At 67.7% G+C, this 20,598-nt stretch carries 23 protein-coding genes and 1 tRNA gene; 13 read left to right on the forward strand and 11 right to left on the reverse strand.

Features of this window, described 5'->3' with window-relative positions:
* The first annotated feature begins 70 nt into the window (after nucleotides 1–70).
* The 9 genes from M4D77_RS19075 to M4D77_RS19115 all read left to right on the forward strand — a co-directional run bounded on the left by M4D77_RS19075 (nucleotide 71) and on the right by M4D77_RS19115 (nucleotide 6,664).
* Complete coding sequence (locus tag M4D77_RS19075) at nucleotides 71–1,171, forward strand: P1 family peptidase (protein ID WP_137810878.1); 1,101 nt, start codon at nucleotides 71–73, stop codon at nucleotides 1,169–1,171.
* A 112-nt stretch (nucleotides 1,172–1,283) separates the two neighbouring features.
* The gene (locus M4D77_RS19080; RefSeq protein WP_137810877.1) at nucleotides 1,284–1,691 is read left to right on the forward strand and encodes a Mov34/MPN/PAD-1 family protein; all 408 of its coding nucleotides are present in this window, start codon (nucleotides 1,284–1,286) and stop codon (nucleotides 1,689–1,691) included.
* Nucleotides 1,692–1,693: 2 nt separating this feature from the next.
* On the forward strand, nucleotides 1,694–1,981 hold the full coding sequence (locus M4D77_RS19085; RefSeq protein ID WP_065629054.1) for a MoaD/ThiS family protein: 288 nt from the start codon (nucleotides 1,694–1,696) through the stop codon (nucleotides 1,979–1,981).
* A gap of 2 nt (nucleotides 1,982–1,983) precedes the next feature.
* Nucleotides 1,984–2,955: a PLP-dependent cysteine synthase family protein gene (locus M4D77_RS19090; protein ID WP_137810876.1), complete on the forward strand. Its 972-nt coding sequence runs from the start codon at nucleotides 1,984–1,986 to the stop codon at nucleotides 2,953–2,955.
* Between the two features lie 25 nt (nucleotides 2,956–2,980).
* On the forward strand, nucleotides 2,981–3,610 hold the full coding sequence (locus M4D77_RS19095; RefSeq protein ID WP_137810875.1) for a rhomboid family intramembrane serine protease: 630 nt from the start codon (nucleotides 2,981–2,983) through the stop codon (nucleotides 3,608–3,610).
* Nucleotides 3,610–4,416, forward strand: coding sequence for a glutamate racemase (gene murI, locus M4D77_RS19100; protein WP_203235942.1), 807 nt, complete (start codon nucleotides 3,610–3,612; stop codon nucleotides 4,414–4,416). The genes M4D77_RS19095 and murI overlap by 1 nt, the downstream gene beginning before the upstream one ends.
* Nucleotides 4,417–4,494: 78 nt before the next feature.
* On the forward strand, nucleotides 4,495–5,259 hold the full coding sequence (locus M4D77_RS19105) for a cyclic nucleotide-degrading phosphodiesterase (RefSeq protein ID WP_058249993.1): 765 nt from the start codon (nucleotides 4,495–4,497) through the stop codon (nucleotides 5,257–5,259).
* 35 nt (nucleotides 5,260–5,294) lie between these two features.
* Complete coding sequence (gene rph, locus M4D77_RS19110) at nucleotides 5,295–6,050, forward strand: ribonuclease PH (protein WP_058249994.1); 756 nt, start codon at nucleotides 5,295–5,297, stop codon at nucleotides 6,048–6,050.
* Nucleotides 6,050–6,664 (forward strand): non-canonical purine NTP pyrophosphatase, encoded by a 615-nt coding sequence (locus tag M4D77_RS19115; RefSeq protein WP_259937019.1) that lies wholly within the window; start codon nucleotides 6,050–6,052, stop codon nucleotides 6,662–6,664. The genes rph and M4D77_RS19115 overlap by 1 nt, the downstream gene beginning before the upstream one ends.
* A gap of 29 nt (nucleotides 6,665–6,693) precedes the next feature.
* Here the strand turns inward: M4D77_RS19115 and M4D77_RS19120 are convergent, their stop codons facing one another.
* From M4D77_RS19120 to M4D77_RS19140, 5 genes are all read right to left on the reverse strand, one after another.
* Nucleotides 6,694–7,332 (reverse strand): GNAT family N-acetyltransferase, encoded by a 639-nt coding sequence (locus M4D77_RS19120; protein WP_058249996.1) that lies wholly within the window; start codon nucleotides 7,330–7,332, stop codon nucleotides 6,694–6,696.
* A complete protein-coding gene (locus M4D77_RS19125) occupies nucleotides 7,329–7,901 on the reverse strand; it encodes a TetR/AcrR family transcriptional regulator (protein ID WP_137810873.1) in 573 nt (190 codons plus the stop codon). The genes M4D77_RS19120 and M4D77_RS19125 overlap by 4 nt, the downstream gene beginning before the upstream one ends.
* 146 nt (nucleotides 7,902–8,047) lie before the next feature.
* A complete protein-coding gene (locus M4D77_RS19130) occupies nucleotides 8,048–9,154 on the reverse strand; it encodes a glycosyltransferase (protein ID WP_259937021.1) in 1,107 nt (368 codons plus the stop codon).
* A 49-nt stretch (nucleotides 9,155–9,203) separates the two neighbouring features.
* Complete coding sequence (locus tag M4D77_RS19135) at nucleotides 9,204–9,554, reverse strand: DUF3817 domain-containing protein (protein ID WP_058249999.1); 351 nt, start codon at nucleotides 9,552–9,554, stop codon at nucleotides 9,204–9,206.
* Entirely contained in the window at nucleotides 9,551–9,988 is a 438-nt protein-coding gene (locus M4D77_RS19140; protein ID WP_065629047.1) for a transcriptional regulator, read from the reverse strand. Before M4D77_RS19140 ends, M4D77_RS19135 begins: the two co-directional genes overlap by 4 nt.
* Before the next feature lie 96 nt (nucleotides 9,989–10,084).
* Between M4D77_RS19140 and M4D77_RS19145 the strand changes: the two genes are divergently transcribed.
* A tRNA-Leu gene (locus M4D77_RS19145) sits at nucleotides 10,085–10,169 on the forward strand.
* Between the two features lie 2,355 nt (nucleotides 10,170–12,524).
* A complete protein-coding gene (locus M4D77_RS19150) occupies nucleotides 12,525–12,743 on the forward strand; it encodes a hypothetical protein (protein WP_058250001.1) in 219 nt (72 codons plus the stop codon).
* A gap of 1 nt (nucleotide 12,744) precedes the next feature.
* On the opposite strand, the gene M4D77_RS19155 is transcribed toward M4D77_RS19150, so the two are convergent.
* From M4D77_RS19155 to M4D77_RS19170, 4 genes are all read right to left on the reverse strand, one after another.
* Nucleotides 12,745–13,029 carry a hypothetical protein gene (locus M4D77_RS19155; protein ID WP_058250002.1) on the reverse strand — a complete coding sequence of 95 codons (285 nt, stop codon included), beginning with the start codon at nucleotides 13,027–13,029 and terminating at the stop codon, nucleotides 12,745–12,747.
* Nucleotides 13,030–13,339: 310 nt separating this feature from the next.
* Nucleotides 13,340–13,699: an Lsr2 family protein gene (locus M4D77_RS19160; protein ID WP_226513021.1), complete on the reverse strand. Its 360-nt coding sequence runs from the start codon at nucleotides 13,697–13,699 to the stop codon at nucleotides 13,340–13,342.
* A gap of 112 nt (nucleotides 13,700–13,811) precedes the next feature.
* Complete coding sequence (locus M4D77_RS19165; protein WP_259937023.1) at nucleotides 13,812–14,864, reverse strand: hypothetical protein; 1,053 nt, start codon at nucleotides 14,862–14,864, stop codon at nucleotides 13,812–13,814.
* A gap of 123 nt (nucleotides 14,865–14,987) precedes the next feature.
* A complete protein-coding gene (locus tag M4D77_RS19170; RefSeq protein ID WP_259937024.1) occupies nucleotides 14,988–15,497 on the reverse strand; it encodes a hypothetical protein in 510 nt (169 codons plus the stop codon).
* A 191-nt stretch (nucleotides 15,498–15,688) separates the two neighbouring features.
* Here M4D77_RS19170 and M4D77_RS19175 point away from each other — a divergent pair, with 191 nt between their 5' ends.
* The gene (locus M4D77_RS19175; RefSeq protein WP_238995059.1) at nucleotides 15,689–16,447 is read left to right on the forward strand and encodes an HNH endonuclease family protein; all 759 of its coding nucleotides are present in this window, start codon (nucleotides 15,689–15,691) and stop codon (nucleotides 16,445–16,447) included.
* A gap of 46 nt (nucleotides 16,448–16,493) precedes the next feature.
* On the forward strand, nucleotides 16,494–18,047 hold the full coding sequence (locus M4D77_RS19180) for a methyltransferase (protein ID WP_137811036.1): 1,554 nt from the start codon (nucleotides 16,494–16,496) through the stop codon (nucleotides 18,045–18,047).
* A 1-nt stretch (nucleotide 18,048) separates the two neighbouring features.
* Here the strand turns inward: M4D77_RS19180 and M4D77_RS19185 are convergent, their stop codons facing one another.
* Entirely contained in the window at nucleotides 18,049–19,206 is a 1,158-nt protein-coding gene (locus tag M4D77_RS19185) for a PLP-dependent aspartate aminotransferase family protein (protein ID WP_259937025.1), read from the reverse strand.
* 8 nt (nucleotides 19,207–19,214) lie between these two features.
* On the reverse strand, nucleotides 19,215–20,516 hold the full coding sequence (gene opgC, locus M4D77_RS19190; RefSeq protein ID WP_226513024.1) for an OpgC domain-containing protein: 1,302 nt from the start codon (nucleotides 20,514–20,516) through the stop codon (nucleotides 19,215–19,217).
* Nucleotides 20,517–20,598: the final 82 nt, after the last annotated feature.

Here is a 20,598-nt window from a genome sequence, read left to right on the forward strand (position 1 = left end):
CCACCTGTTTCCGAGACACACCATTAGGGTTCCGTTCGGGAACTTCGTCCGCTTCGACGTCAGGGGTCTCGTGAGCACACTCGGCCGACCGGCCCCGGCCGGCAATCGCATCACCGACATCGCCGGCCTCGCCGTCGGGCACGCGCACCGCGTCGACCCCGACGCCCGGGTCGCCGGTGCACCGGAGGCCCCCGACGGTCACGGGTGGGCCACCGGGACCACCGTCGTACGGGTGTCGGCGCCGGGCGCCATCGCCGCCGTCGACGTCCGCGGTGGCGGTCCGGGCACCCGCGAAACCGATCTCCTCGACCCGTCGAACACGGTCCAGACCGCGCACGCCATCGTGCTCAGCGGAGGTAGTGCCTACGGACTGGCCACCGCCGACGGGGTCATGCGCGCGCTGGAGGCCGACGGGATCGGACTCCCGCTCGACGACCGCGGGCACGTGGTGCCGATCGTCCCCGCCGCGGTGATCTTCGACCTCCCCGTCGGTGCCTGGGACCACCGACCCGACGCGGACTTCGGAGTGGACGCGGTCCGCGCGGCGGACACGGAATTCGCCGTCGGGTGTGTGGGTGCGGGTGTCGGCGCCCGGGCCGGCGCGCTCAAGGGCGGGGTCGCAACGGCGTCGATGACGTTCGACGCCGGTCCCGCGGCCGGCATCACCGTCGGCGCACTGATGGTCGCCAACCCGGTCGGGGCGGTCATCGACCCGCAGACCGGGCTGCCGTGGGACCTCGGCGAGACCGAACTGGGCCGCCTCGGGTTGCGCCGGCCATCGGCCGCCGACATCGACTCGCTCGCCGACCTCGCGGCGAAGCACACCGTGCTCAACACGACGATCGGTGTCGTGGCCACCGATGCCGTGCTCGACGCGCCGATGACCAAGCGGCTGGCGATGGCCGGACACGACGGTCTCGGGCGGGCGATCAGGCCCGCGCACTCCCCGCTCGACGGTGACACGATCTTCGGCATCGCCACGGGCGCGGTCCGGCCGGCGACACCGATGCCGGCGCCGGCGGGTATGCATGCCGACGTCGCGGTAGTCGCCGAGGTGTGCCGGGCCGCGGCCGACGTCGTCCAGCGGGCGATCGTGAACGCGGTCCTCGCGGCGGAACCGGTCGCATCGATCCCCACCTACGCACAGACGGCGCCGTCGGCATTCCGCTGACCGGGGGTCGTCGGGACGGCGAACGGAATAGGTGCCGCGGCGACGATGTTGCGCCTCGGGGAACCCGGGGTTCCCGGGTGCGGACACGTGTGGACAGGAGAATGCGACACCGATGCTGAAGATCGGGCAGGAGCTGGTCGACGCCATGGTCGCGCACGCGCGCGCCGACCACCCCGACGAGGCCTGCGGGGTGATCGCCGGGCCGGAGGGTTCCGACGATCCGAAGCGTTTCATCGCGATGATCAACGCCGAGCGGTCGCCGACCTTCTACCGTTTCGACTCGGCCGAGCAGCTCGCGGTGTGGCGGGAGATGGACCGCCGTGACGAGGAACCCGTCGTGATCTACCACTCGCACACCGCCACCGAGGCGTACCCGAGCCGCACCGACATCTCCTACGCCGGCGAGCCCGGCGTCCATTACGTGCTGGTGTCCACGCGCGACCCCGAGACCGCCGAGATCCGTAGCTATCGCATCGTCGACGGTGCGGTCACCGAAGAAGAGATCGAGATCAGGAGCTGAGAATGTCTGTCACCGTATCCATCCCGACGATCCTGCGTACCCACACCGGCGGGGAGAAGCGCGTCGAGGGGTCGGGTTCGACGCTGGCCGCCCTGATCGACGACCTCGAGACGGGCAACGCCGGGCTGAAGGAACGACTCGTCGCGCCCGACGAGAACGGCACCGCCAAACTGCACCGGTTCGTCAACATCTACGTCAACGACGAGGACGTGCGTTTCTCCGGCGGCCTCGACACCCCGATCGACGACGGTGACGAGGTGACCATCCTGCCCGCGGTCGCCGGCGGCTGAGCGTGGCCCGCTACGACTCCCTGATCGACTCGGTCGGCAACACCCCGCTCATCGGTCTGCAACGGCTCTCGCCGCGCTGGGACGACTCCGACGAGGGCCCGCACGTCCGCCTGTGGGCCAAGCTCGAGGACCGGAACCCGACCGGATCCATCAAGGACCGCCCCGCGCTGCGGATGATCGAACAGGCCGAACGCGACGGGTTGCTGCGGCCGGGCTCGACGATCCTCGAACCCACAAGCGGCAACACCGGCATCTCGCTCGCGATGGCGGCGAAACTCAAGGGCTACCAACTGATCTGCGTGATGCCCGAGAACACCTCGGAGGAACGCCGTTCGCTGTTGCGGATGTTCGGCGCGCAGGTCATCTCCTCACCCGCGGCGGGCGGCTCCAACACCGCGGTCGCGGTGGCCAAGGGCCTCGCCGCGGACAATTCCGACTGGGTGATGCTCTACCAGTACGGCAACGCGGCGAACGTCGCGGCGCATTACGAGGGCACCGGCCCCGAGTTGTACGCCGACCTGCCCGAGATCACCCACTTCGTCGCCGGGCTCGGCACGACCGGAACGCTGATGGGCGTCGGGCGGTTCCTGCGCGAACGCAACCCCGATATCGAGATCGTCGCCGCCGAACCCCGGTACGGCGACGAGGTCTACGGCCTGCGCAACATCGACGAGGGTTTCATCCCCGAGCTCTACGACGACTCGGTGCTGACCCGCCGCTTCTCGGTGACCGGCGTCGACGCGGTCGCGCGGGTGCGGGAACTGATCGACCTCGAGGGCATCTTCGCGGGGATCTCCACCGGTGCGATCCTGCAGGCCGCGCGTGGTATCGGCCGACGGGCACTGAAGGCCGGGACCCGCGCCGACATCGGCTTCGTCGTGCCCGACGCGGGATGGAAGTATCTGTCGACCGGGGCGTACGAAGGTAGTCTCGACGACGCGGAGCAGGCACTCGAAGGCCAGCTCTGGGCCTGACCCCGCTACCGAGGACTTTCCAGCCATGAGCTCGTACACCCCGCCGGTCGGGCAGCAGCCCGCGCGACGCGCGCGTCCGCTGTGGCTGCGTTCGGCGATCATCACCGCGTGCATCGTCGCGGTGCTGTTCGTCATCGAGGCCATCGACGTGGCGACCCACTACGACCTCGACCAGAACGGCATCGAACCACGACAGGTCGACGGACTGGACGGCATCCTGTGGGCGCCGATGCTGCACGGCGACTGGCAACACCTGTTCGCCAACCTGATGCCCGGCGCGGTGCTGTGCTTTCTCGTGTTGATGACGCGGCGGTTCCTCATCGTCACCGGCATCATCTGGGTGGTGTCGGGGGTCGGTGTGTGGCTGTTCGCAGCGCCGTACTCGATCACCGTCGGGGCGTCGGGCATCGTGTTCGGCTGGCTCACCTTCCTCATCGTCCGCGGCCTGTTCAACCGCGATCTGTGGCAGATCCTCGGCGGCCTTGTGCTGTTCCTCGTGTACGGATCGATCCTGTGGGGCGTCCTGCCCTCGGATCCCCTGGTCTCCTGGCAGGCCCACCTGTTCGGCGCGATCGCCGGCGTGTTCGCGGCGTGGGCACTCGCGGCCCGGGATCGACGGAAGCCGGCGGTCACCGCACCGGGGGTTGCGCCATAATCCCGGCGGGCGGCCAGGACGCACCCATCGGGATCTTCGACTCGGGTGTCGGGGGACTGACGGTGGCGCGCGCGATCATCGATCTGTTGCCGGACGAGGACATCGTCTACATCGGAGACACGGCCAACGGGCCGTACGGTCCGCTGACGATCCCCGAGATCCGACGCCACGCCCTCGCGATCGGCGACGACCTCGCCGAGCGAGGGGTCAAGGCCATCGTCATCGCCTGCAACACCGCCTCGGCCGCCTGCCTCCGCGACGCGCGCGAGCGATACGCCCCCATCCCGGTCATCGAAGTCGTGCTGCCGGCGGTGCGCCGCGCGGTGGTCGCCACCAAGACGGGCCGAATCGGCGTGCTGGGCACCGAGGCGACGATTTTCTCACGGGCATATCAGGATTCGTTCGCGGCGGCACGCGATGCGGTGATCACCGCGGTGCCCTGTCCGCGGTTCGTCGACTTCGTCGAACGCGGGATCACCAGCGGCCGACAGATCCTCGGGCTCGCGCAGGGCTACCTCGAACCACTGCAGCAGGCCGGCGTGGACACCGTGGTCCTCGGCTGCACCCACTACCCGCTGCTGTCCGGGGTCATCCAGCTGGCGATGGGCGACGAGGTCACCCTGGTGTCGAGCGCGGAGGAGACGGCGAAAGACCTCTTCCGGGTCCTCACCGAGGCCGACCTGCTGCACCCGCACACCGGCCGCGACGCCACCCGCGTCTTCCAGGCGACCGGTGACCCGGAGCTCTTCGCGAAACTGTCGAACCGATTCCTGGGGCCGGTGATCGGAGCCGTGCAGCACGTGTGAGGGGTCAACCGCGCATCGCCGCGCACTTGTGACCCGTATGCCGCCGCCCGCGCGCGGAATCGTGGCACAGTGGGGCCTATGCGTCTCACGGTCCTCGGGTGCTCGGGCAGTGTGGGCGGACCGGGAGCCGCGTGCTCCGGCTACCTGCTCTCCGTACCCGGTGAACAACCGGTCCTCGTGGACTGCGGCCCGGGTGTCTTCGGCGAACTGCAGCGCGTCACCGACCCCAACAATGTCGCCGTCGTCCTCAGTCATCTCCACGCCGATCACTGCCTCGATCTGCCCGCGATGCTCGTCTGGCGTCGGTACGCACCACAGCCGGCACGGCGGCGGGCGCCGCTCTACGGCCCACCCGGCACCGCCCTCCGGATCGGCTACGGGTCGTCGGAATTCCCCGGACAGCTCGACGACATCACCGACACCTTCGACGTCCACGAGTGGAGCGACGACCAGGAGATCACCCTGGGCGGGATGCGAATCCGGGCGATGAACGTCAATCATCCGCCCGACACCTTCGGTCTGCGGATCACCGGTCCCGACGGCCAGGTCATCGCCTACAGCGGAGACACCGCGCCGTGCGACGAACTCATCGACCTCGCGGCCGACGCCGACCTGTTCCTGTGCGAGGCGTCGTGGACCCATGCGCCCTCGGAGCGCCCACCGGATCTGCACATGTCGGGCATCGAGGCGGGGGAGGCCGCGACCAAGGCGAACGTCCGAACACTCGCGATCACCCACGTCGCCCCGTGGTCCGATTCGGCGGAGATCCTCGCCGAGGCCCGCAGCACGTTCTCCGGTCCGACGGAGCTCGTCAGCCAGGGACAGGTCTTCGACCTCACCTAGCTGTCGTGTCCGCGCCGGTCGTTACAGTGAGACCCGTGACCACACGAGCTGACGGCAGAGCCGACGACGAACTCCGTCCCATCACGTTCACCCGCGGTTTCACCAGCCATCCGGCGGGTTCGGTCCTGGTGGAATTCGGCAAGACGCGGGTGATGTGCACCGCGAGTGTCACCGAGGGTGTCCCGCCGTGGCGTCGTGGTTCAGGCTTGGGCTGGCTGACCGCGGAGTACGCGATGTTGCCCGCCGCCACCCACGACCGGTCGTCACGTGAATCGGTCAAGGGCCGGGTGGGTGGTCGCACCCACGAGATCAGTCGACTCATCGGCCGGTCGCTGCGTGCGTGCGTCGATCTCGGTGCCCTGGGCGAGAACACCATCGCCCTGGACTGCGACGTCCTGCAGGCTGACGGCGGTACCCGCACCGCAGCCATCACCGGTGCCTATGTCGCGCTGGCGGACGCGATCACCTACCTGCGTGCCGCGGGCAAACTGTCCGACCCGCAACCGCTTTCGTGCGCGATCGCCGCGGTCAGCGTGGGGGTCGTCGACGGCCGCGTCCGACTCGACCTTCCCTACGAAGAGGATTCGCGCGCCGAGGTGGACATGAACGTCGTGGCGACCGACGCCGGCACGCTCGTCGAGGTGCAGGGCACCGGCGAGGGTGCGACGTTCCCGCGCTCGACGCTCGATGCGCTGCTCGACGTGGCCGCGATCGGAACCGAGAAGCTGTTCGAGGCGCAGCGAGCCGTACTCGCCGAGCCGTACCCCGGCGAACTTCCCGGACGGGCCTGATGTCCTCGGTGCTTCTCGCGAGCCGCAACGGCAAGAAGCTCGCCGAGCTCCAGCGCGTCTTCGACGCCGCGGGCATCACCGGGGTCGAGATCGTCGGCCTCGACGCGGTGCCGGACTACCCGGAGGAGCCCGAGACCGGTGCCACCTTCGAGGACAATGCGCTGATCAAGGCCCGCGCGGGTGCGAAGGCCATCGGAATCCCATGTCTCGCGGATGATTCCGGTATCGCGGTGGATGCCCTGAACGGCATGCCGGGCGTGTTGTCGGCGCGTTGGTCGGGCCGGCACGGGGACGACCCGGCCAACAACGCGCTGCTGCTCGCCCAGCTGTCGGACACCCCGGACGAACGACGCGGCGCCGCGTTCGTCTCGGCCTGCGCGCTCGTGCTGCCGGGCGTGACGGAGACGGTGGTGCGCGGCGAGTGGCGTGGGCGGGTCCTGCGGGAGGAGCGCGGGCCGCACGGTTTCGGGTACGACCCGTTGTTCGCCCCGGACGACGAGATCGCCGACGGCCGGTCCGCGGCGGAGCTGTCGCCGGCGGAGAAGGACGGGCTCAGTCACCGCGGAAAAGCGTTGGCGCAGTTGGTTCCGGCGCTGCGGGCGCTCGCGGGCTGACCCCCCTTGCGTCGGCGTCCGGACTCCGATCAGCTCGCGGCGCCGGTGTAGATGTAGACCCCCAGCGTGTGCGGTTCGCCGTCGAGCAGGATGTCCATATCGTCGGCGCCGGCACGTGACATGCCCTGCCGCTCGTAGAATCCGAAGGTGCACAGCGAGTCTGTGTACAGGTGGAAGTCGGAGCGGCCGCGGCTTCGGAGATGGTCGAGGAACGCGCCGTACAGCGCCGCTCCGACGCCGTGTCCGCGCGTCGTCGAGGCGACGGCGAACAGGGTCAGTTCGTCGTCGAGCGACGTGCCCGTCGCGGCGCCGAGCCGGTGGGCCACCGACTCGAAAGCGAACAGGGCCCGCAGCGACTTCCACTGGGGCAGTCCGAGAATCGCAGCTCTGGCGGTATGCGCCCAGAGCAGCGCGCGGTTCTTCGTCCGCTCGCCGAGATGTGGCTCGCCGTCGATCCGTCCCAGGATGATTCCCACCACGCGGCCGTCCTTCACCGCGACGCGACTCCAGGTACTCGCGACGAGTTGCTCGCGGAGGTAGACCTCGAGTGCCGCGTCCAGGACGTGTTGTCCGTGGACGTAGCGGTGGATGTAGAACGCCTCGTCGATGATCTTCTTGACGTCTTCGGCGTCGGTGGAACGGTAGGGGCGGTAGGTGATGTCGGTCATGATCCCTTCTTTGCGTGTGTGTGGGTGAGAGCGATGAGGTCTGCTTCGAGGGCGGCCCGTTCGGTGTCGTCGAGGACGGCTCCCCACAGGGGAGCGGTGTTCGAGCCGTCGGCGGCCGCGATGATCAGCCGCGTGACCGCCGGGTCGAGACCGTCGTCGGACAGCGCGGCACGCCAGTGATCGGCGTCCTGCTGGGCGAGCGCGGCCGGGCCCGGTTCGTACATCAGGCTGGCGGCCAGCGCGATCTGGTCGCGCAGGCCGGCGGAGTCTCGCGCGTCGGCGAAACTCACCCGGATGTAGGCCCTGGTCAGCCGTCCCGGCGCGTCGTCCTCCTCGTCGGCGGTCCGTTCGACGTTCGACCGGAACTGGGCCATCAGGTCCGCCGCGAGTTCCTCGAGCAGGCCGTCCTTGGCGGGGAAGTGGTAGAGCAGTCCGCCCTTCGACACCCCGGCCGCGGCGGCGATCTCGGAGACGGACACGGCGGCACCGTGTCGCGCAATCAGCCGGGCCGCGGCGTCGAGGATCAACCGTCGGGTGTCGGCAGCACTCCGCCCGGACGTGCGTGCCATCGGACCCTCCGTGCTCGATGTCCCGGGGACTTCCCGGATCACATATAACTATACCGTCCAGACGGTACAGTTTCAATTGTGCGCTCGATCCCGTCGACCGGGCGTCGAAATGCATCGCCTGTGCACGGGGCGAAGCAGAGGGGCGCTCAGCAGCCCGCGTGGACTCCCAACATCCGCGCGACCGAGTCGGGCCAGGGGTACTGGGTCGCTCGATGACGCGCCGCCCGTTCGCGGTCGACGCGGGGGAGGCTGAGGACCTGCCGGATCGCGCTCGCGAAGCCCGGGCCGGAGTCCTCGGCAGCCGCGCCACACGTGTCGTCGACCAGGGTCGCGACCGCCGACGACTGCGACCCGATGACCGGTGTGCCGGCGGCCAGTGATTCCAGCGCGGAGAGGCAGAAGGTCTCGTGCGGACCGGGGGAGAGGGAGATGTCGGCGCTGGCGAGGAGGGCGGCGACCTGACTCCGCTCGGAGAGATGGCCCAGGAAGGTCACGGGCAATCCGCGGGCCAGATGCTGCAGCGGGGCTCGCATCGGCCCGTCGCCCGCGATCACCAGGTGCGCCGGCGTTCCCGACCGATGGAGTCTGCCGAGCGCGGCGATGCTGCGGTCGGCGCGCTTCTCCACCGAGAGGCGTCCGCAGTGGGCGATGAGCGCACTGGTGCCGTCGGACCACCGTGCGCCCAGGTTCGGGTCGAGGTGTCGTGGGTCGAAGACATCGAGGTCGACGCCGAGCGGGGCGCGGACGACGTTGGTCGCCCTCACTCGATTGAACTCCGCGGCGGCGAAGTCGGTGGTGCACACGACGGTGTCGTAGTCACGGGCGGTGGCCGCGTTCGCGCGGTCGGCCAGTGCACGTGCGGAGCGGCCGGGCATGACCTGGCCGAGCAGCCGGTCGAGGCGTTCATGGGACACCATCGTCGAATGGATGTCTCGCCTGCGAGCCCACCGGCCGAAGCCGCGCAGGGTGAGGCGGTCGGACACCTCGAGGGCGTCGGGACGGAGATGGGCGAGGACGTCGGCGACGCGGCGGGCCGACGCAAGGCGGTAGCCGCCCGAGGCGGGAATCCGCGGTGCGGCCACGGTGATCCGCGTGACCCCCGAGGCGAGCGTCTCCTCGCCGGGTTCGGCGCCGGGAACGATCAGGACGACGTCGTGACCGGCCCCGACATAGCCGGCGCCCCAGCGGTCCACCGCGGTGCGCAGACCGCCGGAGCGGCCGCCGTAGAAGTTCGCGAGCTGGACGATCCGCACGGGGTCCAGTCAGCCCGACCCGGGTGAACGGCCGACCAGCGCGAGAAGATCAGAGGTTGAACTGCGCCTTCACTTCCTTGGTGCGCTTGTGCTCGAACCAGAAGGACAGGAAGGGGATGGTGCCCGCGATCGCGGTGATGATGGTCTTGCCGACGCTCCAGCGGACCTTGATAGCGAGGTCGATGGCCATGATCAAGTAGACGAAGTACACCCAGCCGTGCACGAACGGTACGAAGTCCAGAGCGTGGTTGTCGTAGCCGTAGGTCAGGACGAGTTCGACGACGAGCAGCAGCAACCACACGCCGGTGATCCAGGCGAGGACGCGATACCGCAACAACGCGCCGCGGACCTTCTCCACCGGGGCGGCGAGGGCGGGGGCGGTGGGGTCGGTCTCGGTCACTGCGGGCCTTTCGATGAGGGGGTGGGTCGAGCGTCGGTGGTGTGCGCGTCGGCGTCGCGGAGCTCGGCGAGATAGCGGTTGTATTCGACCAGCGCGACATCGTTGGCGGGGTCCGGCGATGTCAACGACGACGCGCTGGGGGTGGTGGGTCGCTCGGGCAGGATGCCCTCCGGGATCTCGGCGACGGAGTTCTTCGCCGCGACCTTGCGGGCTTCCTCGGGATCGCTCTCCAGGATGACGAAACGTCGATAGGCATAGATCACGGCCGCGGCGAACGCCGGCCACTGCAGGGCGTAACCGAGATTGAGTCCGGAACCGGATGCGGACTCATAGCGTGACCACTGCCACCACGCGAGCACCAGGCACACCACCGCGGCGGATACGGCGAGCACCGTGAGCGCGGGCCGGTGGGTGCGGCGGCGGGTGGGGGACATGGCTACGACGGTACCTGGCCTGCGATGATCAGAACGCGGCCGGTAGGGTGGTCGCCGTTACACTGCGTGACTCACACTCCGGCGAGTCGCGCCCACGCGCGAGTGGCGGAATTGGCAGACGCGCTGGATTTAGGTTCCAGTGTCTCAGGACGTGGGGGTTCAAGTCCCCCCTCGCGCACCATAAACTCGCACCCGCAGTTGCGCTCGAAAGCCCTGCATCGTGAGTCGACGGTGACAGTGCTCCTCGCGCCTGGTGCAGCCTTGCCTAGGTAACAGCTCAAGTCGCGGCGCACTCGGCGCAGCAGAACTACCGACGCGCCGAGCACCCGTCGGCATCCGGCATGCCAACATTTCAAGCCTTCTCAGAACGGAAACACTTGCGGCAACGGTTGGCAGTGACGCCCGCTGGGCATCTCAGATTCCGCCCATCTAGATTGTCAATGACTGCGACTGTCTGGATGTTGGACATAGTTTGGCGGTAGCGAACCGTCGCACAGAGAAGAAACTCCGATCTGGGAACGGCGCCGGCAAGGTCTGTTGTCGGGACTGGATCGACCTCAACAGAAGGAATTGTGTCGTCGAGTGCAGCGCCGATGACGTCATCGAATTCAGTCGACCGGCGTGCATATCGAGATTGCGCTCAACATGCTCGTCGCCCGTTCTTCGATCATCTTGGGCGGACGGTCGCGAACCCTTGGAGCGCCGTGGCCGCCGCATGCATCTCGCGGAGTTCCGCTTTCGATGCCATGACCCGTTCTCAATGGACGCGGACTCGGCGGCCGGCTAGCGCCTTCGACTGGCGGCGCCAGATCACTCCATGAATGTCAGGGGTCTTCGATATGGTCACCTTTCCAATCAGTTGCAACTTACCTTTGCGGTTTCTGCGTCGCCTTGAGGATGCAAGCCGCACTCGACGGGAAGAGCGGTACAGAATGACTCGAACAAGAGCGCAACGTCTGCTATTGACGATGATCGCTCTACTTTGTCTGCGTTTTGGATTCCTACGACCGCGTCTAGAACGAAGAAAAAAGTCTTGCGCCGATGAAGCCCGTCTCGAGGCCCGAAGACTGTCAGCGGAAGCCAGGCGCCACGTCCGCGATCGATTTCGCTCTCGCGTAATCGGGGACGTGATCGGAGCCTTCGTAGTCACCTACGGCGCAGGCTATTTGGTCTGGCTTTTGGGACACCCGGGGCAGACGGACGCTCAGATGTTTGAGCCGTATCAGTGGGTTCCTGACATCCGACCACACTTAGATGGCCTCGTAACACCTGAGACCGCGCGAAACTGGATCGGTATCGCGCTGGCTGCTTCGGTGTCGATAAGCATCACACTGTCGATGCGAAACAAGGGGAGCGAATCCTACATTGAGCAAGCCGCAATGGCCCTATGGCGACAGTGTATGGATGCGATGACATCGGCGTTAGCATGCGCGTGCGTTGTAGTAATGACAGTCGGTTGGCTTGGTGTGCATGACAAGTCAGACGTCGGCGCGATGGTGCTGGCGACTTTTGGGACGATCGCTATCTTCTTGATGAGCAGCATCCTGCTCGATGACTTCAGCTCGGCGAGTCGCTACCGCCGCCAGGAAGTACTAGAGCAGCGACTCGACCGACTGCACAAGTGGCGGACAGTCCTGCGAGACAAGGGAGTGCCAAGTGTCTCGAACGGCCAGCGGCATTCCCTTGTCGGCGCCCTCTTCGTTAGGACCGCAGCGGTGAGTGCCCCGTTATGGGTGGGCGTTGTACTGTATGTCTCAGTCGTGAGGGTGCTTCGGGATCAGGCGATGGCCGGGAGTTACCTCTGGCAAACGGCGATACTCGTACCCACCGTCGTCACATTCTTTCTGTTTGTGATCGGATTCTGCGCTCTTACATCCTGGTCATCATTCAACACGAAGAGAATGAAGCTGCATTTTGTGTTGCAGCCATTCGCAGCCTGGATTCTTTGGGGTAGCGTAGCCCTGCCGACTACCATGGTCGCAGCCGTAGAGCGCGGGATCTCCTCTGGCGCATTTGTCGGTTTTCTGCTATTGGGTCTCCCACTAGCAATACTCAGTCTTTTTAGAGTTTCACGGGCCGGCAAGGTTCACCTACGCCGACGTCGGCTCTATCAGTTGGCCGTATGGTTCTCGCTGCCCGTTTGGGTACGAGTTCACGCGAGGCTGGACCAATCCGAACTGTTGTCACGTGCTGACCTGCAGCGGGAGTCTGCGAACCCCCTATACCGGGCGGTAGATCCGTGCGGAGAAGGCGACCCTGCATCGTCACCGTCTTCGCATACGATCGCGCGGGCGGCGAGTAGGTCAGTGAAGAAACATGTTCATGGTGGTTGGCGACCAGGCCGGGGCGTTGATGATAAGCCGGAATCCGTGGGTCGTGATGGCGTGTTCGGGTGCGAGGGTGGTTGAGAGTCCATGCGGCGAGGGCTCATGGCTCGTGTAGGTCGCGCGAGCGGGCGTTGGCTCGGGGGCTTCATGAGCGCTATAAGCAGGGTGTGGGCTTCGGTACTGCACCGCTGTGCATTAGGCGGCCCATTGTGAACCCAGACGGCTATCGCGACCGTCTGTTGGCCGGCAGCGATGGCGTCACCCTCACGGCTGTCGACGTGACCACCGGCGAGGTCGCGTGGACAGCACCGTTCCTCGCCATCGATTTCGACGCGGATGCGTTAGTCACCGGCAAAGCACTCGAGCCCTACGGCGACGGGTGGATCTTCTCGTCGGACCGTCGAATGATCGGGCTCGCGCCGCTCTGAGTCACAGCTCGGCCGAGATGACCTCGACCGCGTCGTCGTCGGCGAAGACGATCTGGTGATCGTCGGTCGAGATCGCCCAGCGGCGTAGTCGTGCGGTGCGCTCGTCGTCGATACGGGTCTCGACGGTGGTGTCGCCGGCCAGGTCCGCGAAGTCGTCGACGACCTCGCCCTCCCTTGTCGAACCGTCGTCGAGCGTGACCCTGACCCGGGCCGCCACGGCGACCTCCCCTGGGGCCTCGCCGTCAGCGTGGTCGGCGTCGACCGACTCGTTCTCCGTTGTGCTCATCCGGTTGTCCTGTCCCCTCGGGTGGCCTCCGACGGTGACTGCGTTGCACGTCGGTGGCACACCATGCGTGGACATCAGTTTATCAAAGATGTCCATTGACAGGATGAAGACGGGGAAGGTGCTGATCGGTGGCGGAATCCGCGCGGCATCTCGATTCGACGCCGCCGCAGGGTTTTTCCGCCCTGCCGGCGGAACTCCTTAGGGCAGAACGTAATCGGCGGGGGATCGACAATCAGCCCCGCGGAAGAACAATCGCCAGAGTCCGAAGAATCGGGCTCTGGCGATCAATGTGACAACACGGTGGGCTATATCAGTGTGCGGAGTTGTAGGCCTCGACGATGTCGTTCGGAATGCGGCCGCGTGCGGACACCTCATATCCGTTCTCCGCTGCCCAGTCTCGAATCGAGGCATTCACCGACGCACCACTCCCGGCGGAATTGGTCTTCGTCCGTGCTGATGGCGACCGTCGTCGGCCGCCGACCCGGGTCGATGCCTTGAGTAGTTTCGCGACTGTCACCTTGCCCTGCTCGATCTTGTCGAGATTGGCCGCGGACACGTCGAGCTCGTAGTCGACGCCGAGCCACGACCACGAAACGGTCTGTGCGTCTTGGGGATCGAGTTCGCGACCGTCCAGGTCGTCGACAAAGGTCACCGTCTGAATTTTCGACACGCCCCCAACGGTAGTCGATAGACGCGCGGGAAGCATGGACCTGCGCTTTCCCGGTGTCGGGATTCTCGGGCGAATCGTCCGACATCGCGATTACCGAATGCGCAACACGGAGTCAATTGCGGCCGGGAATGGCGAATCGGGGCGGTTCGGGATGGCGAATGGATTCTTCCGGACTTGACGGTTCCGATGTTCTCGACGCCGATGACCGGGAGGCTTCCGGCTTTCGCGTCGGCTTGATGCGGGGAGTCGAGTCGGTTGTCGTCCGCCGATTGGCCTCCGCGCCGAGTCCGCTGCCCGTCGTGTCGTCGACGCGTAGGCACATCGACCGGATTACGTGGTGCGCGGTCACCAGTCCGTAGGTCATCGGCAGGCCCAGGACCGTGACGAGCAGTCTGGTGGGTCGTAGCGGGCTGTCACCGACGATCGACGGCTCGATGACATTGCCTACTTCCCGGATCAAATGCAGCGCCAGCTTGTACGCATAATGCGCCGCGGTGATCGGCTTGCTGACGGTGAGCTCGTCGAGCGACACCGTCTCCCATGGATCCGCGCCGTGGCCGAGGTTGTGTCCGATGCCGAGGAGGATGTCGAGCGGAGCGCCACCAAAGACCGGAATCAGCGAACCGAACAGCGACGCGCCCATCTCGCCGACGGAGCGGTCCTCCGCCGGGTCGAGCGGAATGAGGTTGTGGTGAATGCGAATTGCGCGCATGGCACCGAGAATTCTGGTGGTCTCGGCCCGGATGCGGGGTGCGTCGGCGGGGTTGTTCTCCTGCGCCTGCGCAGACACATACCGCACCAACCGGCCGAGTGTGAGCGACCCGATCGGCGTACACGTCTCGACATCCGCCCGTGCGAGGTGTTCGGCGATCTCGGCCACCATCGGCGGGATGGGGATGTCGAAATGCACGGTGTCGCTCGCGCGTCCGGCGAGGGCGCGCTGTTCATCGGTGACGCGTGCGAGGCACTGCTCGAGGACCGTTCTCGCGGTGGCCCGCAACAGGGCCTTCACCGCGAATTCCGACGAGAAGACGAAGGCCGTGATGAGCCAGTTGTAGGTGACGAACTGGGCGAGGCCGTCGGCCTCGGTCCCGGCGAACGGGCTCCCGAGGTCGGGTGCCGAGCCGATGAGGAGCCGTGCCGGGACCAGGACGGTGGTGAACATGTAGAGCCACACCGTCTCCACTGCCTGGATGACGGTGATGTTCCCGAGCGGAATCGCCTCGGTGTGGCGGCCGTCGCGGATCTTGAGGAGGTTCGAGACGAGCAGTTGGGAGATCGGGTCGCGCTAGTCGAGTGCGGGATCGTCGTCGTCCGCCCCGAGGGTCAGCGGATGTTCGGTGACGGCGAGGGTCGCGATGTGCAGGCGCCGCATGTCGCGGTGCGCCGCTATCCGACTTGCCCGGGCCGACGCGTGCATAGATGGCGGCAGGATGTCGTACACCGCATCGAAGATCGAGTCGTACACCACTGCAAGGGTCGTGAAATCACCGCTCGCGCAGCGTGTCTCGACGCCTTCGAGTGATTTCGGCGTCGGCAGCTGCGGGCGCGTCAGGGTCTCGATGCGCTCGAGTCGTTCAGGGTAGGTCTCGGTCTCCGGGTCGACGGTCGGAGTCAGTTCGTGGACCGGCGTCGCACGCAGGGGTGACGCGGAGAAGGGTGCCGGGCTGCCGAGCACCGCGGCGGTGCCCGACCCGCCGGCAAGTGTGGGCAACGACATCGCCAGTGTGAACACGGCGATCATCCGCAGAACCCATGGCGGTACACCCCGCGCCGCATTGCCCCGACCTGAACTCATGCACCCACTACCCGAATAGTCGTCCGATGACCCGGCGACACCGCCGGCGATCGTGCGCCGCGGCGGCGTCGTGCGTGACCACAGCAGTCCGCGAAGGGAAAGCTAGTCGAACGAAGCTTAAGGTGCGCGGCGAGAACCCGCGCACCGGGTCGGCGAACGGGGATGTCGGCGCGCCGTGCAACGATTCCGGGGTGAGGCGTCGAGCGGCATGGTTGTCGGGAGTGCTCGCCGCGGTGCCGGTCGCCGTGGCGCTCGTGTCGTGCGTCGACGTCGAACCCGCCCCGGGCCTCGAGCGCCCCTCATCCGAGCGCACCCAGTCCATGCCCTCGACGACGGGGCCATCGTCACCGCCGGCTGGTGTGTCACCCGATATGCCACCACCGGCGGCCGGCCGTGAACAGGCCGATCTCGCGTCGCTGCAGGTGAAGGGTCGCGCGCCCAAGACCGGATATGAACGGTCGCGATTCGGTAGGGCATGGGACGACGCGGTCGACGTGCAGTACGGCCGCAACGGTTGCCGGACCCGGGAGGACATCCTGCGGCGAGACCTCACCGGCATCACCTTCCACGCCGACGGGTGCCGGGTGCTCGCCGGCACACTGGCCGACCCGTACACCGGTACAACGATGCCGTTCACCCGAGGCGAGGACACCTCGGCGCTGGTCCAGATCGACCACGTCGTCGCATTGTCGGACGCCTGGCAGAAGGGCGCGGCCGGGTGGACCGCGGTCAAGCGCATCGAGTTCGCGAACGACCCGCGAAACCTCCAGGCCGTGTCGGGAGCCGTGAACCAACAGAAGAGCGACGGCGACGCGGCGACCTGGCTTCCCCCGAACAAGTCCTACCGGTGCACCTACGTGAGCCGGCAGATCGAGGTCAAGAAGTCCTACGGGCTGTGGGTGACGCCTGCCGAACGCGACGCCATGAGTCGGGTCCTCGCGTCGTGCTGAACCCGTCGAGCCGCGGGCGCGCCGGTCGTCGGTAGCCTTGGGGACCGTGACCGCGGACCAGGGACGACCCCAGCCACTCGCCGACCGCGCGGATCGTCATCCTCTGTCCGAGCCCGCCGCCGTGGCGGCCCTCGGTGCCGATCTGCGGTCGGCGGGATACACGAACGACGGTGTCACCGAACTGCTCGGCGAAGGCGCTCACGATGCCCTCGTCCGCGGCACCTGGTGGCCGGCCCTCGCCGCGACGCGTGATGTTGCCGGCGAGCACCGCCGGCTGGCGACCCTCATCCGACTGTTCCTGCTGGGCTCGGACGAACCCGAAGCCACTGTCGCGGAGGCGTTTCCGACGACGGGCACGGACGCACTGGTCACGCAGGGCGTGCTGGCCCGGGTCGATGAATCGCTTCTGCGGGCCCGCCTTGACATCCGTCCGCACGCCGACGACACCCGCGACTACCTCGTGATCGCCGACCAGGATGCCGCGATGCGACCCGGACCCGTTGCCCACGACCACGTCCTGGGGATCGGCGGCGCGTCGATCTCGCTGGCCCGGGCCGTCATCCGCGAACCCGTCCGCCGCGCTCTCGACATCGGAACCGGATGTGGCATCCAGGCGCTGCATCTCGACGCGCACTGCGAGCAGATCGTGGCCACCGACACGAACGACCGGGCGCTGGCGCTGGCCGCCGCGACGGCCCGCCTCAACGGGATGTCGTGGGATCTGCGGGCGGGGAGCATGTTCGAACCCGTCGCGGGGGAGCGGTTCGACCTCATCGTGTCCAACCCTCCGTTCGTCGTCGGCGCGGGCGGGCGGGACTACATCTACCGCGACTCGGGCGTCGTCGGAGACGGGTTGTGCGAGCAACTCGTCCGCGAGTTGCCTGCCCATCTGAATCCTGGTGGCACCGCCCAGATCCTGGCCAACTGGGTCATCCGCGAGGGCGAGGACTGGCCGGAACGGGTCCGCTCCTGGCTCGCCGGCACCGGACTCGACGCCTGGGTCGTCCAGCGGGAGGTCGCCGACCCCATCAGCTATGTGTCGCTGTGGTTGTCCGATGCCGGTGAGGACGAGGCGACCGCCGCGCGGCGAGGTGCGGAGTGGCTCGAATGGTTCGAGGCCAACGGCATCGTCGCCATCGGGATGGGCTCGATCACCGCCCGCGCCCCGCTCGACGGTGAGCACCGCGAGCCCGACGTCGTGATCGAGGAGATCACCGGCGCCGGTGAAGAGGTGACCGGGCCCGAGGCCCAGGCGTTCCTCGCCCGACGGCGCTACCTGCGGGAGACCTCGGACGAACAGCTGCTAGCTCGGCGGCTGTCGGTGGCCCCGGTCATGCTCGAGGAGCACTCGCTCCCCGGGGACGAGGGCTGGCAACAGGTGTCGGCCGCCGTCCGCCGACCCGGGGGGCCCGGCGCCGTTCTCGGCGTCGACGAGGTCTCACGCGCACTGCTTGCCGGCAGTCGGGGGCAGGTCCCGCTGGGCGTACTGCTCGAACTCCTCGCCGACTTCCACGGTGTCGACGCCGACGCTCTCGCCGAGGCGGCGCTGCCCGTGGTGCGCGAGGCGATCGGCCGGGGGATTCTGTACGAGGCGACCTGACTCAGGCCGGGAAGGTCGCGTCGAGCGCCGCGGCGAGGTCCGCGATGAGATCGTCGGCGTCTTCGAGCCCCACCGAGAACCGTAGGTGCCCCCACTCCCGGAACGGTTCGGGGTAGGCGGCGACCCGCGGCCCGTCGGCGCCCACGTGGACGATGAGCGACTCGTCGTGACCGAGCGACACCGCCGAGGTGATCGTCGTCAACGCCGAGACGAAACGGTTCTGGGTGGCCGGATTGCCGCGCACCGCGAACGCGATCATGGCCCCGAAGCCGCGGCCGCCGAACTGTCGTGCCGCGAGGTCGTGTTCGGGATGCGACGCCAGACCCGGGTACCGCACGTAGGCGATGCGCGGGTCGTCGTCGAGGAAGGCCGCGACCCGCTCGGCGTTGCGTTGATGCTGGGCGAACCGGAGCGGCAGGGTGATCGCGCCGCGGGCGATCAGCCATGCGTTGAACGGCGAGATGACGCCGCCGACGTCGACCATCGCCTGTTCCCGGATCTGCGACATGAGCTCCGACCGGCCGAGCACGGCACCGCCCATGGCGTCGCCGTGCCCGTTGATGTACTTGGTCAGCGAATGGACGACGAGGTCCGCGCCGTCGGCGAGCGGACGGTACAGAGTGGGCGGCGTGAAGGTGGCGTCGACGAGCAGCAGGGCGTCGGCGTCGGCGGCGATCTGCGCCAGCGCGCCGATGTCGGCGACCTTCGTCGTCGGATTGGCGATCGTCTCGGCGATCAGCATGCGGGTGCCGGGGCGCAGGGCGGCCCGGGTCGCGCCGAGATCGCCGACATCGACAAAGGTCGCCTCGATCCCGTACTTGGTCGGCAGCAGTTCCGACCAGAGCTTCCAGGTGGCCTCGTAGGTCGTGTCGGACACCACCACGTGGTCCCCGGCGGACAGGAACGTGAAGAACACCGCGTGCAGCGCGGCCACGCCCGAGGCCAGGACGACGGCGTCGTCGGCCTCTTCCAGCGCGGCCAACTTGTTCTGCAGCGCAACCTGATTGGCGCCGGTGTTGCGTGTGTAGAACAGTTGCTCGGTGCCCGACCAGCTCATCGCCTCGGGTTCGGGCGGGAGGTGATACGAGTTCGCCATCGTGATCGGCGTCCGCACCGACGGGCCCGACGAGTCGTTCCCGGCGTGCACGCTGCGTGTCATCTCACCCGTCACGGATGAACTCCCATCGGCTCGGTCGCACGTGTCCCGGCCGGTGCTGTTCCGGCCCGGACTGGCCCGTCTCGTTCTGGCCCGTCTCCGGCTGTCCCGGTCCGGTCGACGCCGGGCAGGTCGTCGACGACCGGTCCGGGTTCCCGGGTGACGTCCGAGCTCTCCGGGGTGGGGACGCCGGGCTCGGGGCCGAGGACGATGTCGGGTCGATGCGGACGCACGAGCCGGACCATCCGCAGCGGTAGTTTGTGCAGTTTGTCGACGTGCGCGAAGTACCGGAACTCGGCCCACCCCCAGCAGGCGGCGAACACCAGGAGCGCGACGGCGTCCATCGTGACGGTGTTCCAGGGGCGGTGTGCGATGTGGATCGGCACCACGACGAGGGCAATCGCCTGGATGACGTAGGAGTCGAGACTGCGGGTGCCGGCCATGACCAGTGGACGCAGCCAGTCGTGATGCCACCACCTGAGCAACAGTCGGAAGATCCCGTAGACGGCCGGGATGGCCAGATAGGCGCCGATCGCGCGGGCCGGGCGGAAGTCGAGTTTGTCGGCGACCGCCGGTTCGAGATGGGCCCACGGCCCGTAGTCGATGCCGAAGTGGAAGAACAGTGCCACCGCGAGCGCGACGGCGACGATCGCGATGATCCAGCGGTCGACGAACTCCGGCACACGCCACTGCGACCAGTTCCAGCCGATCACCAGTGCCGGGACGAACATGATCTGCCAGCCGGCGACGTTCTGGATGTGCGGTGCCGCCTGGTAGGCGCTCAGATAGAACCAGTCGGGGGAGTGGACCAGCGAGATCAGGTACAGGGCGATCGAACCGGCGAGCACCCAGCGCCACCAGCCCTGACGCAGGAGGGGGAACAGCCCGAACGCGGAGATGAGCAAGACCATGTACAGCAGCAGGATGTTGCCCCCGCTGGGCAGATAGTCCATGGTCAGCGCCAGGCGCAGGCCGTCACCCCACCCGTCGACCGGCAGCAGGAGCGTCAGCCATCGGTGACCGGCCAGGGCGGCCGCGACCGCGACGAGGGCGATCGCCAGCTGGCACAGATAGAGGACGACGATCCGCTTGGCAAGACGCTTGTAGGCGAAAGCCAGCCCATGGCGAGCGACCCATCGTTGATAGACCAGACCAAGCACGACGCCCGAGAGCATCACGAACGCGGACATGCCGTCGACGTACGGAAAGGCGTGGGTCGGGGTGGCCAGCACGGACTCATGCGCGAAGTGCGCGGTGATCATGCTCCAGATGGCCACCCCGCGGGTGGCATCGATGGCCAGGTCTCGTTTCATTGACTTGCACGATAGACAGCGCCGCGGGGGGGGGGGGGGGGGCGGGCGCGCGGCGCGGCGGGCGGCGCGACACCGCCGCCGT

The organism is Gordonia sp. p3-SID1431, assembly GCF_025143765.1.
GTDB lineage: Bacteria > Actinomycetota > Actinomycetes > Mycobacteriales > Mycobacteriaceae > Gordonia > Gordonia hongkongensis.

Bases quoted from the DNA above. Each gene is read 5' to 3' on its own strand.
- M4D77_RS19170 (WP_259937024.1), bottom strand. From the start codon at position 15,497: ATGAGTTCAGGTCGGGGCAATGCGGCGCGGGGTGTACCGCCATGGGTT.
- M4D77_RS19155 (WP_058250002.1), bottom strand. From the start codon at position 13,029: ATGAGCACAACGGAGAACGAGTCGGTCGACGCCGACCACGCTGACGGC.
- M4D77_RS19115 (WP_259937019.1), top strand. From the start codon at position 6,050: ATGTCCTCGGTGCTTCTCGCGAGCCGCAACGGCAAGAAGCTCGCCGAG.
- M4D77_RS19185 (WP_259937025.1), bottom strand. From the start codon at position 19,206: ATGACACGCAGCGTGCACGCCGGGAACGACTCGTCGGGCCCGTCGGTG.
- M4D77_RS19120 (WP_058249996.1), bottom strand. From the start codon at position 7,332: ATGACCGACATCACCTACCGCCCCTACCGTTCCACCGACGCCGAAGAC.
- opgC (WP_226513024.1), bottom strand. From the start codon at position 20,516: ATGAAACGAGACCTGGCCATCGATGCCACCCGCGGGGTGGCCATCTGG.
- M4D77_RS19105 (WP_058249993.1), top strand. From the start codon at position 4,495: ATGCGTCTCACGGTCCTCGGGTGCTCGGGCAGTGTGGGCGGACCGGGA.
- M4D77_RS19085 (WP_065629054.1), top strand. From the start codon at position 1,694: ATGTCTGTCACCGTATCCATCCCGACGATCCTGCGTACCCACACCGGC.
- M4D77_RS19125 (WP_137810873.1), bottom strand. From the start codon at position 7,901: ATGGCACGCACGTCCGGGCGGAGTGCTGCCGACACCCGACGGTTGATC.
- M4D77_RS19095 (WP_137810875.1), top strand. From the start codon at position 2,981: ATGAGCTCGTACACCCCGCCGGTCGGGCAGCAGCCCGCGCGACGCGCG.
- M4D77_RS19140 (WP_065629047.1), bottom strand. From the start codon at position 9,988: ATGTCCCCCACCCGCCGCCGCACCCACCGGCCCGCGCTCACGGTGCTC.
- M4D77_RS19165 (WP_259937023.1), bottom strand. From the start codon at position 14,864: ATGTTCACCACCGTCCTGGTCCCGGCACGGCTCCTCATCGGCTCGGCA.
- M4D77_RS19080 (WP_137810877.1), top strand. From the start codon at position 1,284: ATGCTGAAGATCGGGCAGGAGCTGGTCGACGCCATGGTCGCGCACGCG.